Origin of the sequence: Nocardioides sp. dk884 (assembly GCF_009557055.1) — a bacterium.
Classification (GTDB): Bacteria; Actinomycetota; Actinomycetes; order Propionibacteriales; family Nocardioidaceae; genus Nocardioides.
The window spans coordinates 2,597,801-2,613,910 of the sequence record NZ_CP045649.1; the positions used below are offsets into that span (position 1 = coordinate 2,597,801).

At 73.0% G+C, this 16,110-nt stretch carries 16 protein-coding genes; 7 read left to right on the forward strand and 9 right to left on the reverse strand.

What is annotated here, in order from left to right; translation table 11 throughout:
• Positions 1–9: 9 nt before the first annotated feature.
• Positions 10–366, reverse strand: a complete 357-nt coding sequence (locus tag GFH29_RS12545) for a hypothetical protein (protein ID WP_153324113.1) — start codon at positions 364–366, stop codon at positions 10–12.
• A 292-nt stretch (positions 367–658) separates the two neighbouring features.
• On the opposite strand from GFH29_RS12545, the gene GFH29_RS12550 reads away from it, so the two are divergent.
• Complete coding sequence (locus tag GFH29_RS12550; protein ID WP_153324115.1) at positions 659–862, forward strand: cold-shock protein; 204 nt, start codon at positions 659–661, stop codon at positions 860–862.
• Between the two features lie 64 nt (positions 863–926).
• On the opposite strand, the gene gap is transcribed toward GFH29_RS12550, so the two are convergent.
• Positions 927–1,940 (reverse strand): type I glyceraldehyde-3-phosphate dehydrogenase, encoded by a 1,014-nt coding sequence (gene gap / locus GFH29_RS12555; RefSeq protein WP_153324117.1) that lies wholly within the window; start codon positions 1,938–1,940, stop codon positions 927–929.
• Between the two features lie 211 nt (positions 1,941–2,151).
• On the opposite strand from gap, the gene GFH29_RS12560 reads away from it, so the two are divergent.
• Positions 2,152–2,766 carry a DedA family protein gene (locus GFH29_RS12560; RefSeq protein WP_194289104.1) on the forward strand — a complete coding sequence of 205 codons (615 nt, stop codon included), beginning with the start codon at positions 2,152–2,154 and terminating at the stop codon, positions 2,764–2,766.
• 72 nt (positions 2,767–2,838) lie between these two features.
• Positions 2,839–3,672, forward strand: a complete 834-nt coding sequence (locus tag GFH29_RS12565) for a hypothetical protein (protein ID WP_153324121.1) — start codon at positions 2,839–2,841, stop codon at positions 3,670–3,672.
• Between the two features lie 16 nt (positions 3,673–3,688).
• Here GFH29_RS12565 and GFH29_RS12570 read toward each other — a convergent pair whose 3' ends face one another.
• From GFH29_RS12570 to GFH29_RS12585, 4 genes are all read right to left on the reverse strand, one after another.
• Positions 3,689–5,188 carry a class I adenylate-forming enzyme family protein gene (locus tag GFH29_RS12570; protein ID WP_194289105.1) on the reverse strand — a complete coding sequence of 500 codons (1,500 nt, stop codon included), beginning with the start codon at positions 5,186–5,188 and terminating at the stop codon, positions 3,689–3,691.
• Positions 5,189–5,251: 63 nt separating this feature from the next.
• Complete coding sequence (locus GFH29_RS12575) at positions 5,252–5,977, reverse strand: SDR family NAD(P)-dependent oxidoreductase (protein WP_153324125.1); 726 nt, start codon at positions 5,975–5,977, stop codon at positions 5,252–5,254.
• Positions 5,974–7,572 (reverse strand): flavin-containing monooxygenase, encoded by a 1,599-nt coding sequence (locus tag GFH29_RS12580; protein ID WP_153324127.1) that lies wholly within the window; start codon positions 7,570–7,572, stop codon positions 5,974–5,976. The genes GFH29_RS12575 and GFH29_RS12580 overlap by 4 nt, the downstream gene beginning before the upstream one ends.
• Positions 7,553–8,563 (reverse strand): alpha/beta hydrolase, encoded by a 1,011-nt coding sequence (locus tag GFH29_RS12585; RefSeq protein WP_228387465.1) that lies wholly within the window; start codon positions 8,561–8,563, stop codon positions 7,553–7,555. The genes GFH29_RS12580 and GFH29_RS12585 overlap by 20 nt, the downstream gene beginning before the upstream one ends.
• Positions 8,564–8,689: 126 nt before the next feature.
• Here GFH29_RS12585 and GFH29_RS12590 point away from each other — a divergent pair, with 126 nt between their 5' ends.
• A complete protein-coding gene (locus tag GFH29_RS12590) occupies positions 8,690–9,334 on the forward strand; it encodes a helix-turn-helix transcriptional regulator (protein WP_153324128.1) in 645 nt (214 codons plus the stop codon).
• 58 nt (positions 9,335–9,392) lie between these two features.
• Here GFH29_RS12590 and GFH29_RS20685 read toward each other — a convergent pair whose 3' ends face one another.
• Genes GFH29_RS20685 through GFH29_RS12600 form a run of 3 tightly spaced genes read right to left on the reverse strand, consistent with a single transcriptional unit; the run spans position 9,393 to position 11,958 of the window.
• A complete protein-coding gene (locus GFH29_RS20685; protein ID WP_323368693.1) occupies positions 9,393–10,061 on the reverse strand; it encodes a zinc-binding dehydrogenase in 669 nt (222 codons plus the stop codon).
• On the reverse strand, positions 9,980–10,546 hold the full coding sequence (locus GFH29_RS20690; protein ID WP_228387466.1) for an alcohol dehydrogenase catalytic domain-containing protein: 567 nt from the start codon (positions 10,544–10,546) through the stop codon (positions 9,980–9,982). The genes GFH29_RS20685 and GFH29_RS20690 overlap by 82 nt, the downstream gene beginning before the upstream one ends.
• Positions 10,543–11,958 (reverse strand): aldehyde dehydrogenase family protein, encoded by a 1,416-nt coding sequence (locus GFH29_RS12600; protein WP_153324130.1) that lies wholly within the window; start codon positions 11,956–11,958, stop codon positions 10,543–10,545. The genes GFH29_RS20690 and GFH29_RS12600 overlap by 4 nt, the downstream gene beginning before the upstream one ends.
• 103 nt (positions 11,959–12,061) lie before the next feature.
• Here GFH29_RS12600 and GFH29_RS12605 point away from each other — a divergent pair, with 103 nt between their 5' ends.
• From GFH29_RS12605 to GFH29_RS12615, 3 genes are read left to right on the forward strand one after another with little or no spacing between them, the layout of a single operon-like run.
• Complete coding sequence (locus GFH29_RS12605) at positions 12,062–13,480, forward strand: aldehyde dehydrogenase family protein (protein WP_153324132.1); 1,419 nt, start codon at positions 12,062–12,064, stop codon at positions 13,478–13,480.
• Positions 13,481–13,504: 24 nt separating this feature from the next.
• Positions 13,505–14,461, forward strand: coding sequence for an alpha/beta hydrolase (locus GFH29_RS12610; protein WP_153324134.1), 957 nt, complete (start codon positions 13,505–13,507; stop codon positions 14,459–14,461).
• A complete protein-coding gene (locus GFH29_RS12615) occupies positions 14,458–16,080 on the forward strand; it encodes a flavin-containing monooxygenase (RefSeq protein WP_153324136.1) in 1,623 nt (540 codons plus the stop codon). The genes GFH29_RS12610 and GFH29_RS12615 overlap by 4 nt, the downstream gene beginning before the upstream one ends.
• The last annotated feature ends 30 nt before the right edge of the window (positions 16,081–16,110 follow it).

The following is a 16,110-nucleotide window of genomic DNA, read 5'->3' on the forward strand; positions in this document are numbered from 1 at the left end:
GACGCTGGGCTAGAACGAGAGCGGCGCCTCCACCGCGCGCACCACTCCGACGACCCGGGCCGACTCCCCCAGCCAGGTCGACCCGGCGTCGGTGAAGAGGGCCGGGCGTCCGATCTCCAGACCCCAGAACCCCACCAGCAGGTCCTCGCCGTCGCGTACGACGGCCAGCTCCCCGCGCACGGCCCGCGTCGCCGGCTGGTGGTGCAGCACGGTGCCGGGACCCCAGCCGCGGCTGGCGAACTCGGGCCCGGTCACCACGACCGTGCGGTCACCGACATCGCCGGCGTGCTCTCGCCGCGCCTGTCGAGCGGGCGCAGCCCCGCTGTCCCACAGGGACAGCTGACCCTCATCCGGACTCGAACGCATGTTCGCCACCCTACGGGACGGCGGCCGCTCCTGACAGTGGTGGCGACCTCGCGGTCACCTGCCGCACACCCCCGAAAATGGCCGACATCGTCGTCGATTATGCGAATCCGCCGCCCGGGGTCTAATGTCTTCCTTGTTGAAGGGATCGCCGAACAGGCTTTCCTGGCCACGCAAGTAGTCGTGGCTCGTATCTCGTACTCCTGGTTTTCGGTTCGCTGGATATCAGCTCAGTTGGATGTCTTCAGCACCTCGAGGGCACGTCGCCCTCTGCACCGAACAAAGGAACATCATCATGGCTCAGGGCACCGTCAAGTGGTTCAACGCTGACAAGGGCTTCGGCTTCATCGCTCAGGATGGCGGCGGCGAGGACGTGTTCGTCCACTACTCCGCGATCCAGACGCAGGGCTACAAGTCGCTCGACGAGAACCAGAAGGTCGAGTTCGACCTCGCCGCCGGTCCCAAGGGCCCGCAGGCTGAGAACGTTCGCGCGATCTGATCTCGCGATGAAAGGCCCGACCGCTCTGCGGTCGGGCCTTTCGTGCATTTCCCGGGTCTGACGCTCAGCCACCCGAGTCGTCGCCCGCGACCAGCCGAGTGAGGTCGGCCAGCTGGCAGGCGTAGCCCCACTCGTTGTCGTACCAGCCGAAGACCTTGGCAAACGGTCCCGCCGCCTGGGTCAGCGCCGAGTCGAACACGCACGCGGCACTGTCGCCGATCACGTCACTGGAGACGAACGGCTCGTCCTCGTAGCGCAGCCTGCCGGCCAGCGTGCCCGTCGCCGCCGCAGCGGCGAAGGCCTCGTTGATGTCGCTCGAGGTGACGTCCCGGTCCAGGACGACGGCCAGATCGACGAGGGAGCCGTCGACGACCGGCACCCGCAGCGCCACCCCGTCGAGGCGACCGGCCAGCTCGGGGAGCACCTCGCCGACCGCCTTGGCGGCGCCCGTGGTGGTCGGAATGATGTTGATCGCTGCCGCACGGGCCCGCCGGGGGTCCTTGTGGGGTCCGTCGACCAGGTTCTGCCCGCCCGTGTAGGCGTGCACCGTCGACATCAGCCCCTGCCGCAGGCCGAAGGCGTCGTGCAGCACCTTCACCATCGGCGCCACGCAGTTCGTCGTGCACGAGGCGTTGGAGACGACCTGGTGCGCGGACGGGTCGTACACGTGCTCATTGACCCCCATCACGATGCTCGCATCGACCCCCTTGCCTGGCGCCGAGATCACCACCCGGCTGGCTCCGGCACGCAGATGCTCGGCGGCCGTGTCGCGGCTGCGGAACTTGCCCGTGCACTCCACGACGACCTCGACCTCATGAGTGCCCCACGGCAGGTCGCCGGGTTCGCGGCCGGCACTGACCGGCACCCGCCGCCCGTCGATCACCAGGGCGTCGCCGTCGAGCTCGACGGTTCCCGCGAAGCGGCCGTAGGTGCTGTCGCGGCGCAGCAGCCGTCGCAGGCTGGCGACGTCCGCGAGGTCGTTGACCGCCACCACCTCCAGGTCGTCGCTCTGCGCAGCTCGGCGCAGGACCGCGCGGCCGATCCGGCCCAGCCCGTTGATACCCACTCGGATGCTCATCTCGTTCCCTTCGCGCGTGCCGACGTCACTCATCGCCCTCCAGGCTCGGCGTCGCGACCGGGGCGCGTCAGGGCCAAAGGCCGGGTTCGACCGGACCCTCCGCCTCCCCCGGCGCTGGCCACGGACCGTTTGCCTGACAGGGACAGCAGGCAGATACAGCAGGGCCGAGACAGCAGGGCACACCAGACCGGAGCCACCGAAGGAGGTCACCATGCTCGGCACGCTCCTGGATCTGCTCGCCGGGCTGCCGCCGTGGCTGGTGCTGGTCGTCGTCTTCACCGTCCCCGCGGCCGAGGCCTCCTTGTTTTTCGGCGTCTTCATCCCCGGCGAGACCGCCGTGCTGCTGGGTGGCGTGATCGCCCACGAGGGCGGGGTCCCCGTATGGGCGGTCGTCGTCGCTGCCGCAGCCGGTGCCGCCACCGGCGACCAGGCCGGGTTCCTGCTCGGGCGCCGGTACGGCGACCGCCTCGTGGCCCGCATGCCCGCGTTCGTACGCCGGTCCGGCGACCTCGACCGCGCCCTCGACCTGGTCCGCAGACGCGGCGCCACGGCGGTGGCGATCGGTCGCTGGGTGGCATTCCTCCGTGCGATCCTGCCGGGCGTCGCCGGCACCAGTGGCATGCGCTGGGCACCCTTCACGGTCGCGAACGTGCTCGGCGGCACCCTGTGGGCCACGGCCATCGCCCTGGCCGGCTACGTCGTCGGCGCGTCGTACCGCGCCCTGGCCCAAGACCTCGGCGCCGTCGGCGACGTGGCGGTGGGGGTCCTGGTGGTCGTGCTGGTCGCGGTGTGGCTGCGTGGCCGGCGGGCGCGGGGGGCGCGCTAGGTGGGGCGAAGCACTGCACCGGACATTCTCTGTTCCACTGCCGATGTCGGCGGCACTTGCGAGGATCGCCGGATGAAGATGAGAGTCGAGGCCGGCGACGAAGTGGAGCTGGCTGATCGCGACATCACTGTCAGCGAGTTGGCTGCGCAGTGCCTTCCTCTCGCGCGCGCCTACCTCATCGGGGTAGCCCGGGCGGGCGGTCAGGTTACCTACGGGGAGATGGTGCGCGACCTCGAGCTGACCTACGCACCCAACGGCATGGGTCATCTGCTCGACGTCCTCTCTGTGGACTGCCTCGAACGCGACGAGCCGTCACTGGCAGCCCTCGTGGTCTCGGCGGACACGCTCGAAGTGGGCTACGGCTACGGATCGGACCCGGAGACCGAGCGGCCGCTCCTCTACCGCCGTTGGCTCTCACGCACGATCGAGGGCGGCGGGGTCGAACAGCTCGGACCGATCCGCGGCACCTGCCCGGAGTGCGGCTCCGCCGATGTGACACGTATCCAATGGGGGATGCCCGGCCCGGAGGGGCCCGCAGGTTCCCTGCGCCCTCCATGGCTTCACTCCGGCGGCTGCGTCGTCGGTCAGTACGACGCGATCTGCGAGGAGTGCGACCAACGGTGGTGGGCGACCGAAGACGGGACCACCGCCGACCTTCACTCCCCTGATGCTCTCTATTTCTACGCCGACGCGCGCGGGGTCGACGACCTCGCGGACTGGATTTCGGATGCCACGCAGCTCGACGCCTCCGTCCGCCGCGGCCCCGATGTCCCCGATGTCCTCACCGTCCACTTCGCGCGGAGCGGCGTCGACATCCGGTTTCCCACCACCCTCGCCGAGTTCTGGCAGACCGTTCACGGGGCCCATGCCCAGGCCCTTGAGGAGCTGGAGCCAGGAGACCGCTGACCCCGGCCAACCGTACTCAGCCGCGAACGACCCCCGCCGGACCGTCCTCCGCCATCCCGCGCAGGGCGGCGCGGGAGAGCTTGCCGGTGGCGGTGCGGGGCAGCTGCTCGAGCACGACGTACTCCCCCGGCACCTTGTACGGCGAGAGCCGGGCGCGGGCGTGGGCGGTCAGCTCGGCACTGGTGGGCGCCTGGCCCGCCGGGATCACGCACGCCAGCAGTCGCTGGCCCGCGCGCGCGTCGCGCACCCCGACCACGGCCACATCGGCGATCTGTGGGTGCTCACGCAGCACCGCCTCGACCTCACGGGGGTCGACGTTGAAGCCGGAGACGATGATCGTGTCCCCCGCCCGACCCGTGATCGCGAGGCGCCCGGCGGCGTCGAGCTCGCCCAGGTCACCGGTGTCGAACCAGGCGTCGGGGTCGACGTCCGGAGCGGCGAGGTCCGGGCGGCACACGTGGTAGCCGCGCACCTGCACCCGGCCACGCAGGCCGGCCGAGACGGCGGCTCCGGCGTCGTCGCTGATCCGCACCTCGCAGTCCGGCAGCGGCACCATCCACGGCACCGGGCCGTCCGGCCGAGCCGGCAGCTCACCCAGCGCGACGGTGCCGCTGGTCTCCGTCATCCCGTAGCCGGCCACCACGCGCGGGATCGCGAGGTGCTCCGCGAGCCGCGCCATGTCGGGGGCCGAGACCTCGGTGCTGCCCACGATGGCGAGGCGGGTGTGGCGTCTCGCGGCGTCCGCGTCCAGCGCGGCGAGGTCGTGGTAGATCGTGGGCGGTCCGGCAAGCACGGTGATCCGCTCCTCGTGCAGCAGTCGCGTCAGCCGGGACGGGTCGTAGCCGGGCAGCAGCCGGACCGTTGCCCCGGCCATCATCGCGACCAGCAGGATCCCGTTGAAGCCGAACGAGTGGGCCAGCGGCACCGTCGCCAGCCAGACGTCGTCGTCCACGGCCCCCAGGACCCGCGCGACGTGGTCGTAGACCCGGAGCAGCTGGGCGTGGGTCATCGGCACCGCCTTGACCGCCCCCGAGGTGCCGGAGCTGCAGAGCACCAGCGCCGCATCGTCGGCCCGCGCCAGCCTCAGACCCGCACTGATCAACGGCTCCGGCTCCGGCACCGGAGCCAGCGCCTCGAGCTCGGCGAACCTCACCGCACCGGCCACGGCCGGCACCGTGTCGTCCTGGAGCACCAGGCGCGGGGCGAGCCGGTCCAGCAGCCGCTCGCGCTCGGCCTCGGGGACCCGGTGTCCCAGGGGTGCCACGGTCGCGCCGGCCAGCAGCACGCCGTACGCCGCGACGACCCACGCGACCCGGTTGGGGCCCTGCACGACCACCCGGTCACCCGCGACCACCCCCCGCTCGCGGAGCAACCGGGCCACTGCCCGCGCCCGCGACGCGAGCTCGGCATAGCTGAGCCTGACCTCGTCGTCCTGCACGGCTGACCGGTCCGGGTGGGTGCCGGCGCGGAGCTCGCACAGCTCACCGAGCGTGCGAGCACCACCGATGTCGGCCATGCCCGCATCCAAGCAAAGCCCGCGCGCGCGTGTCCTCCTCTTCCCACCCATCGAACCTGGGACTCAGGCGGTGGCGCCCCCGTCGACCACGAAGTCCGCGCCGGTCGTGTAGGCGCTGGCGTCGCTGGCCAGAAACGCGACCATCGCCGCCACCTCCTCCGCGGTGCCGCGCCGCGGGATCGGCAGGTGCGAGAGGTCCATCGTGCTGCTGGCGATCATCGGGGTGTCCACCGAGCCGGGGCACACGCAGTTGACCCGGATGCCTCGCGGCCCCAGCTCCCGCGCGGCCGATCGGCTGGCGCCGCGGAGCCCCCACTTGGAGGCGGCGTACGGCAGAGCGCCGTCGTGCCCGCGCAGCCCCGAGATCGAGGCGACGTTGACGATCGAGGACCCCCTCGGCATGAGCGGTACGGCGACCTGCATGCCGAGCACCGGTCCCAGCAGGTTGACGTCCAGCAGCGCCCGCAGGTCCTGCTCGGGCCACTCGGTCAGGTCCCCGGTGCGGTAGACCCCTGCGTTGTTGACCAGCACGTCGAGGCGGCCGTGCTCGGCGCGGACCGCCTCCAGCACGCGCGCCCAGTCCGCTGAGGAGGACGTGTCGTGCCGGTGGTGGCTGGCGCGGTCCCCGAGCCGTTTCGCGAGCGCGCCGACCTCCTCGGCGAGGACGTCGGTGAGCACCACCGTGGCGCCCAGGTCGACGAACAGCTCGGCCTCGGCGGCGCCCTGCCCCCGGGCGGCACCCGTCACCAGCGCGACCTTGCCGGTGAGGTCGATCAGCGGGGCGCTCACGAGCCCAGCACGAATCCGGCGTACCCGGCGTCGCGTGCCTCGTCGCAGAGCCGCCCGTACGCCGCGAAGCCGCCGAGATAGGGCATGAACCCGCGGGGCTTGCCCTCGACGTTCGCCCCCATGTACCAGGAGCTGGCCTGCACGAAGAGCGTGCGGGAGGCGACGGCGTCGACGTGCGCGGTCCACGCACGGGCCGCGTCGGCGCGGGCCTCGACCTGGGTGTGGCCCTCCTGCGCGCAGTGCTCGAACAGGTCGACGAGCCAGTTCACCTGCTGCTCCCCTGCGAGCACCATGTTGGCCAGCACCGAGGGGCTGCCGACGCCGGCGAGGTTGAACAGGTTCGGGAAGCCCGGCACGCACAGCCCGAGGTAGGTCACCGCACCGTCGGCCCAGGCATCGCCGATCCGGTCCCCGCGCGGCCCGACGAGGTCGATGCGGGTCATCGCGCCGGTCATCGCGTCGAATCCGGTGGCCAGCACCAGCACGTCGAGCTCGTGGAGGCCCGACGCGGTACGCACCCCGGTGGGCTCGACGGTCTCGATCGGGTCTCGACGCAGGTTGACCAGCGTGACGTCGTCGCGGTTGAAGGTCTCGTAGTAGTCGGTGTCGGTGCAGATCCGCTTGGTGCCGATCGGGTGGTCGGTCGGCACCAGGTCGTCGGCCACCTGCGGGTCCCGGACGATCTCGCGGATCCGCTCCTCGGCGTAGGCCCGAGCGAGGTCGTTGATCCGCGGATCGATCGACTGGTTCGGGAAGGCCTTGCCGAACAGCACGCCACCGCGCGTCCAGAAGTCCGCGAGCACCTCGCGCCGCGCCTCCTCCGACATCGTGAACGGGTCCTCCGGGTGGCTCGTGTGCGGCGAGCCCGCCGCGCCCGCCCAGGACAGCCGGCGCCGCTCGGCGTAGTCGCGCTGGACCTGCTCCCACTCCTCGTCGCACAGCTGGCGGTTGAACGCCGGGACCGAGAAGTTGGGGCTGCGCTGGAACACCGTGAGGTGCGCGGCCTGCTCGGCGAGCTCGGGGATGACCTGGATGCCGGACGAGCCGGTGCCGACGACCCCGACCCGCATTCCGCTCACGTCCACCGGCTCCTGCGGCCAGCTCGAGGTGCGCAGCATCCGGCCGGCGAAGCCGCCCAGGCCGGGGATGGCGGGGTCGAGCGGGGCCGAGAGGCTGCCGGTGGCCAGGACGAGATAGCGCGCCCGCAGCTCCTCACCGGCATCGGTCGTCACGACCCAGCGCGAGGAGTCCTCGTCGAACCGGCCACCCTCGACGCGGGTGCCGAAGCGGTAGTGGCGGCGTAGGTCGAAGCGGTCGGCGACGTGCTGGAGGTAGCGCAGGATCTCCGGCTGGGTGGCGTAGCGCTCGCTCCACCTCCACTCGCGCTGGAGCTCCTCGTCGAAGGAGTAGGAGTAGTCGAGGCTCTCGACGTCACACCGGGCCCCCGGGTAGCGGTTCCACCACCAGGTGCCGCCGACCTCGGGCGCGGCCTCCACCCCGGCGACGCTCCAGCCCCGCTGCTGCGCGCTGTGCACGGCGTACAGGCCGGAGAAGCCGGCGCCCACCACGAGGACGTCAACGGATGAGCTGGTCATGGTTCTCCTTCGTGGGGCCGCCGACCTCGGCGTGTGCCGGGCCGAGCAGTCGTCGTACGTCGTGCCACAGCAGCTCGCGGGCGGCGGCCGCCGCCGGGAACGGGCCGATCGTGGCGAAGCCGTGGAACAGGTCGGGATAGTGCCGGTGCCGCACGGGTACGCCGGCGTCGCGCAGCAGCCCGGCGTAGCGGCGGCCCTCGCTGGCCAGCGGGTCGCGCCCCGCCGTGACCACCACCGCCGGGGCGAGGCCGGACAGGCTCGGCGCCCGGGACGGGACGACGTGCTCCGGCGGCTCGGGCAGCGGGGTGGTGGCGGGCTGCCCGCCGAGGTACTGGGTCCAGTACCACTCCATCGCGGCACGGGTGTTGAAGTGGCCGGTCGCGTAGCGCTGGTAGCTCTCGGACTCGAAGTCCGGCTCGACCACCGGGTAGAGCAGCACCTGACCGGCCAGCGCCGGGCGCCGGTCGCGGGCTCGCAGGGCGGTGACCGCGGCCAGGTTGCCGCCCGCGCTGTCGCCGGCGACGACCACTCGCGCCGGGTCGACACCGAGGGCGGCCGCGTTGTCCTGGGTCCAGCTCAGCGCCGCGACCGCGTCGTCGGCGGCCGCGGGGGCCGGGTGCTCGGGAGCCAGCCGGTAGTCCACCGAGACGACCACCGCCTCGAGGGCACGCGAGAGCGAGCGGCAGAAGCCGTCGTGGCTCTCCACGCTGCAGAACACGAAGCCGCCACCATGCAGGAACAGCACCGCCGGCCGGTCCTCGCCGGTCCCGTGCGGGTGGTAGACCCGCACGCGCAGCGGTCCCGCGTCGGTGGCCACGTGGTGGTCCTCAGCCGCCCGGACGTCGTCCAGGTTGCTCACCGGCACCGCTCGGGCGGCCACGGCGGCGCGCGCCTCCGGTCCGCTCATCAGGTGCACCGGCGGGAAGCCCTCCTCGAGGACGGCGAGCAGTCCCGCCACCTCGCCGCCCAGTGCGTCGTCCAAGGCAGTCACACTTTTCTCCTTCGGTCAGAACTATTACTAACCGAAATAGTCGCTCACGACAAGAGGGACCGAGATCACTCTCGGCATGTGCCGATGTGGAACATGCCGGGCAGATGCACCGGGTTAGGCTGAGGCATGGCGAACGACGACGAGTCCCCGCTCCCCGACCTGCGCGCGACGAGCTGGGCGGTGCTGGGCATGCTCTCGTTCGGCGAGGAGCTCTCCGGCTACGACCTGAAGAAGTGGGCCGACTGGAGCCTGCGGTTCTTCTACTGGGCCCCGTCGTACAGCCAGATCTACGGCGAGCTGCGCAAGCTGGAGAAGCTCGGCTTCGCCACGTCCCACGTGGTCAACAAGGACGACGTGCGGGGCAAGCGGCTCTACCGGATCACCCCGGAGGGCGAGCGCGCGGTGGCCCGCTGGGCCGCAGAGGCACCGGTCGAGCCGGTGGTCCTCAAGCACGGCGTGATGCTGCGCATGTGGCTGGGCCACGCCAGCGACCCGGACCTGCTGCGCTCGATGCTCGAGGAGCACCGCACGCAGAGCGAGAAGATGCGGGTGCGCGCGGAGGTGGACGCCGAGGGCGCACGCCAAGAGCCCGGGTGGGCGTTCCCCGAGATGGTGCTGCGCTGGTCGGAGCGCTACTACGCCGACGAGCGGGACCGCGCCGACCAGATGCTGGCCGAGCTCGACGAGGCGGTCGCCAAGAGCACGCGCGCGTCGGCACGCCAGGAGACCGGCCGCCGCTCCTCCGAGGAGCTGCGCTCGCACAAGGCCTGACCACGGGCCGTTCCCCGGACGCCGGGCCGGCGTCCGGGGAGACGGGTCAGGCGCCGGGTCAGTCGAAGGTGACGACCACGCGCGTGGCCTGGCCGCGGCGCATCTGGGCGAAGCCCTCGTCCGCCTCGTCCAGCGGGATCCGCGCGGACACCAGCGCGTCCAACTCCAGGCGCCCCTGGAGGTAGAGGTCGGCGAGGACCGGGATGTCGCGCGGGAAGTGGTTGGCCCCCATGAGCAGGCCGCGCACGCCCTTGGCGGACGTCACGAGCGGGAGCCCGGGCAGCACGAGCTGCTCGCCGACCGGCGGGATGCCGACGACGTACGCCGTCCGGCCGACGCGCACCATGCCGACCGCCTGGGTGACGGTGGCCTGGCGACCGACCACGTCGAAGGCGTGGTCGACTCCGCCGGTGAGCTCCACGACGGCCGCGACCGGATCGGTCGAGCCGGCGTCGACGGTGTCGGTGGCCCCGAACCGGCGGGCCAGCTCGAGCTTGTCGGCGCCGAGGTCGATCGCCACGATCCGGGTGGCCCCGGCCAGCCGGGCGCCCTGGACCACGTTGAGACCGACGCCGCCGCAGCCGATCACCGCGACGCTGTCGCCCGGCCGCACCCCGGCACCGTGGAGCGCAGACCCCACGCCTGTCAGGACCGCACAGCCCAGCAGCGCCGCGCGGTCGACCGGCACGTCGGGGGTGACCCGCACGACCGAGTTGCGGTGCAGCACGGTGCGCTCGGCCAGACCCCCGAGGCCGGCGACCTGGCCGACCGGCTCGCCGTCGCGCAGCAGCCGGGGCACCGGCCGCTCGGCGCGGCCGAGGTCGTTGCGCCGGGTCGCACAGGAATCGTGCGCCCGGCGCGGCACTCGGCGCAGGTGCCGCAGAACATCGACAGGCAGGCGACCACCCGGTCCCCCGGGGCGAGGTCGGTGACGGCGGGGCCGACCGCCTCGACGGTGCCGGCGATCTCGTGGCCGGGCACCGTCGGCATCACCACCGGCAGCTCGCCGTCGATCATGTGCAGGTCGGAGTGGCACAGCCCGCAGGCCTCCACCCGCACCCGCACCTCCTCGGGGGCCAGCCAGTCGTCGAGCTCCAGCTCGTGAACCTCGAGGTGGCCGGGAGCGGCGCTGAGCACCGCGCCCCGGATCCGGGTGCGGGTGGCGCCCGGGGTGGTGGCGGGCACGAAGTCGGTGGTCGGGAAGGTCGTCACAGCTGTACCGCCTTGGTCTCGAAGTACTCCTCCAGGCCGAACCGGCCGCCCTCGCGCCCGTAACCGGAGCGCTTGTAGCCGCCGAACGGCGCGGAGATGTTGAAGGCGCCGCCGTTGACGGCGACCTGGCCGGTCCGCATCCGGCGGGCCACGGCCAGCGCCCGGTCCGGGTCGCCGGCCCAGACCGCACCGGAGAGTCCGTAGTCGGTGTCGTTGGCCACCGCGACGGCCTCGTCCTCGGAGTCCACGGCGATCACGCAGAGGACCGGGCCGAAGACCTCCTCCCGGGCGATCCGCAGGTGCGGCTCCACGCGCAGCACCGTGGGGCGCACGTAGTGACCGCCGCGCGGCGCCCCCGGCACCGGCTCGGGACCGCCGGCCACGAGCACCGCCCCCTCGGCGAGCGCGCCGCGAAGATGCGTCAGGACCCGCTCGTGCTGCGTCGCCGAGGCGACCGGGCCGACGTCGGTGGACGGGTCACGCGGGTCGCCGGTCACCAGCGCCTCGACGCCGGCGAGGAGCAGCTGCTCGACCTCCGCGAGCCGGGCCCGCGGGACGATCAGCCGGGTGAGCGCGGCGCAGGTCTGGCCGTTGTTGAGCAGGCAGCCGCGCAGCGAGGCCGCCACGGCCTGCTCGAGGTCGGCGTCGTCGAGCACCACGCTCGCGGACTTGCCGCCGAGCTCGAGGGTCACCCGGGTGATGCCGGGCGCGGCCAGCTCGGCGATCCGGGCGCCGGTGCGGGTGGACCCGGTGAAGCTGACGATCCCGACCCGCGGGTCGGTCACCAGTGCCTCGCCGGCCTCCGGACCCGTGCCGACGACCAGGTTGGCGACCCCGGCCGGTACGCCGGCCTCGGCCAGCATCTCGAAGAAGGCGATGCTGGTCAGCGGCGCCACCTCCGAGGGTTTCAGCACCGCCGTGCAGCCGGCGGCGAGGGCCGGGACGAGCTTGGTGGCGAGCTGGTAGAGCGGGTAGTTCCATGCGGTGATCGCGCCCGCGACCCCGATCGGTTCCTTGAGCACCAGGGAGGTGCCGACCCGCTCCTCGAAGGCGAAGGACTCGAGGGTGGAGGCGACGTCGCGGATCGTCGCCGCGACCAGGTGGCCGTGCACGGTGCTGGCCATCCGGGCCGGGGTCCCGACCTCCAGCGCGGCGACCGAGCCGAGCTCCTCGGCGCGCTTGGTCACCAGGTCGGCGGTGGTGCGCAGCACCTCGGCGCGGTCGGCCACGCTCGTCGCGGCCCAGCCCGGCCACGCCGCGTCGGCCGCCGCACAGGCCCGGTCCACGTCCGGGGCCCCGGCGCCACGGAAGCGCGCCAGCACGCTCCCGTCGGCGGCGTTGCCCACCTCGAGCTCCGCGCCGCCGCCCTCCGCCCATGCCCCGTCGACGTACGTCGCCCGCACCTGCTGCATCCGGTCCCCTCACCTCTCGTCGCGTGACACCTCTTGCCATGTCGCAATATGTCATCTAGGAATAGTTCAACCTAATACATTCACGTTGGTCAAGGGGCATGCGATGGAGACCAGGGACCGGATCCACCTCGACGGCGAGTGGGTCGAGACCCACGGCACCGAGCGTCTGGAGCTGGTGGACCCCCGCTCGGGCGAGGTGCACGCGGTCGTGCGCCTCGCGGACGCCCAGGACGTGGATCGCGCGGTCGCGGGCGCGCGCCGGGTCCTCGACGAAGGGCCGGAGTGGCCGGTCGCCGCACGGGTCGCGGCACTGCGTGCGCTGCACGACCGGATCGCCGAGCGCGCCGAGGTCTTCGCCGAGACCATCTCCGCGGAGATGGGCTCGCCGGACGCCTTCGCCCGGCAGGTCCAGGTCGGCATGCCACTGGCGACCCTGGCCACCACCGTCGACGTGCTTGAGGGCTACGCCTTCGACGAGGCGCTCGGTGACTCCACCATCGCGCGCGAGCCGGTGGGGGTGGTCGCGGCCATCACGCCGTGGAACTTCCCGCTCCACCAGGCGCTGGCCAAGGTGGGCGCCGCCTTGGCCGCCGGATGCCCGGTGGTGTTCAAGCCCGCCGAGACCACGCCGCTCACGGCCTACCTGCTGGTCGAGGCGGCACGGGACGCCGGCGTACCGCCCGGGTGGCTGCAGCTGCTCCCGGGGCGCGGCGACGTGGTCGGCGCCGCGCTCGCCGAGCATCCCGGTGTCGACATGGTGTCGTTCACCGGTTCCACGGCGGTCGGACGGGCGATCCAGCGGGCCGCGGCCGGCACCGTCAAGCGCGTCGCGCTGGAGCTCGGCGGCAAGTCCCCCAGCGTCCTGCTCGACGACCTCGATGCCGAGGCGTTCGCCGTCGCGGTGCGCACCAGCGTGGGCTTCTGCCTGATGAACACCGGCCAGACCTGCGCGGCGTGGACCCGGCTGGTCGTGCCGGAGGAGCGCTACGACGAGGCGGTGGCGGTTGCCACCGCGACCGCCGCGGCGTTCGTGCCGGGCGAGAACCTCGGCCCGCTGGCCTCCGGCATCCAGTGGGACCGGGTGCTGGCCCACCTGGCACGCGCCGTCGAGGAGGGCGCGGAGGTCGTCCACGGCGATCCCGCCCCGGTCCGGCCGGAGCGCGGTTTCCACCTCGGGCCGGTCGTCCTCGGCCGGGTCACCCCGGAGATGGCGGTCGGCCGCGAGGAGGTCTTCGGCCCCGTGCTGGCCGTGCAGGCCCACCGCGGCGACGACGACGCCGTGCGGCTCGCCAACGCCACCGACTACGGGCTCTCGGCCGGAGTCTTCGCTGCCGACCCCGACCGCGCCTTCGCCGTCGCCCGCCGGATCCGCTCGGGGACCGTGCACGTGAACGGCATCAACAGCAACCGGCTCGCGCCGTTCGGCGGCTACAAGCAGTCCGGCCTCGGCCGCGAGTACGGCCGCTTCGGCCTCGAGGAGTTCCTCGAGGTCAAGTCGATCCAGCCGCCACCGCGCGGCTGACCGCCCACCACCCCGGAGGATCCCTTGGCCCTCGACGCCGCCACCACCGCCCTTCTCCAGCAGCTCGCCGCCGCCGGCGGGCCGCCCATGCACGAGGTCTCCCCCGCCGCCGCCCGCGCGCGGATGGCGGGCCTCGCCGCGCTCTACCCGCCCGGCCCGGAGCCGGCGCGCGCCGAGGACGTGTCGGTGCCGACGCGTGCGGGCTCGCTGCCCGTCCGCGTCCTGGCGCCCGCGTCCCCGCGCGGCGTCCTGCTCTACCTGCACGGAGGCGGGTGGGTCGTGGGCTCGCCCGCGGAGCACGAGACCCTCGGGCGCGAGCTCGCCCAGCGCACCGGGTGCACGGTCGTGCTCGGCAGCTACCGGCTGGCACCGGAGAGCCCGTGGCCGGCCGCCGTCGAGGACGCCTGGGACCTGCTGGCCTGGGTGGACACGAACCGCGCCGACCTCGCCGGTCCCGGCGCGCCGCTGGTCGTCGCCGGGGACAGCGCCGGGGGCAACCTCGCCACGATCGTGGCCCGGCACGCGCGTGACAGCGGGGGCCCGTCGATCGCCGCGCAGGTCCTGGTCTACCCGGTCGTCGACCACGACTTCGACAACGGCTCCTACACCGACCCGGCCAACCAGCTCGCGCTCAACCGCGACACCCTGCGCTGGTTCTGGGACCACTACGTCCCCGAGGAGCACCGCGACCACCCCGACGTCTCGCCGGCCCGGGCCGCGGACCTGGCGGGACTGCCGCCCGCCGTCGTGCTGAGCGCGGAGCACGACGTGCTGCGCGACGAGGGCGAGGCGTACGCCGAGGCCCTGCGCGCGGCCGGCGTACCGGCCTCGTGCCGGCGTTTCGAGGGGCAGATGCACGGCTTCTTCACGATGGTCGGCCTGCTCCCCGCCTCCACCGAGGCGCTGGACCACGTCGCCACCGAGCTCGACCGGCACCTCGCCGGGACCCGCCCCGCCCAACCCACCGAGGAGCCCGCATGAGCGCCGCCGATCCCCTCGAGACCGACCCCACCCGCGTCGACGCGGTCGTCGTCGGTGCCGGCTTCGCCGGCCTCTACGCGCTGCACCGCCTGCGCGGACAGGGCCTGTCGGTGCGTGTCGTCGAGGCGGGCTCAGACGTCGGCGGGACCTGGTACTGGAACCGCTACCCGGGCGCCCGCTGCGACATCGAGAGCGTCTTCTACTCCTACAGCTTCGACGCCGACCTGGCCCGGGAGTGGGAGTGGTCGGAGCGCTACGCCGCGCAGCCCGAGATCCTCGCCTACCTCCAGCACGTCCCGGACCGCTTCGACCTGCGTCGCGACATCACCCTGGACACCCGCGTGGTCTCGGCCCACCTCGACGAGCCGGCCGGCCGCTGGACGGTCACGACGGACGCCGGCGAGCGCCTCTCGGCGACCTATCTCGTGCTCGCGGTGGGGCTGCTCTCCAGCACCAACCTGCCTCAGATCGAGGGCCGCGGGGAGTTCGCCGGACGCACGTTCCACACCGGCGCGTGGCCGCACGAGCCGGTCGACTTCAGCGGACGCCGTGTCGGCGTCATCGGCACCGGCTCCTCCGGCATCCAGCTGATCCCGCTGGTGGCCGACCAGGCCGAGCACCTGACGGTCTTCCAGCGCACGCCCAACTTCAGCCTCCCCGCCAAGAACGGCGCGCCGGACCCCGAGACGGTGGCGCGGCTGCGCGAGGACCACGAGAGCGTGAAGCAGGAGCTGCGCACCTCGTCGTACGGCATCCTGCTCGAGCCGCCGACCCAGAGCGCCCTGGAGGTGCCCGAGGAGGAGCGCGAGGAGAAGTACCGCCGGCGCTGGGAGGAGGGCACGCTCACCGGGATCCTGCAGGCCTACAACGACCTGGTCCGCAACGAGGAGTCCAACCACACCGCCGCGGAGTTCGTGCGCCGCAAGATCGCGGAGTTGGTGCACGACCCGCAGGTGGCCGAGGACCTCACCCCGCGCGGCTACGCCTACGGCACCAAGCGGCCCTGCCTGGACACCGGCTACTACGCGACGTTCAACCGTGACGACGTCACGCTGGTGAACCTGCGCCGCACCCCCATCGAGCGGATCACCCGCACCGGGGTGGTCGTGGACGGCGTGGAGCACGAGCTCGACGACCTCGTCTACGCCACCGGGTACGACGCGATGACCGGCCCGCTGCTGGCCATCGACATCCGCGGGCGCGACGGGGGCAGCCTGCGCGAGGCGTGGAGCGACGGCCCGCACAGCTATCTGGGGGTCGCGGTGTCCGGCTTCCCGAACATGTTCACGCTCACCGGGCCCGGCAGCCCCTCGGCGCTGAGCAACGCGGTCGTCTCGATCGAGCAGCACGTCGAGTGGGTGGCCGACCTGATCGCGCACCTGCGCGCGCAGGGCACGCCGCTGGTGGAGGCCGACGAGGGCGCGCAGAAGGAGTGGACCGAGCACGTGCAGCTCGCCGGGAACGCCACGCTCTACCCGCGCACCGACTCCTGGTACATGGGCGCCAACGTCCCGGGCAAGCCGCGGGTGTTCCTGCCCTACATCGGCGGGGTGGGCAACTACCGGGCCCACTGCGACCGCGTCGCCCGCGACGGCTACCCCGGGCTGCTGATCGGCTGATCGCACGGCGCACGCGACAAGCGCCCGCCC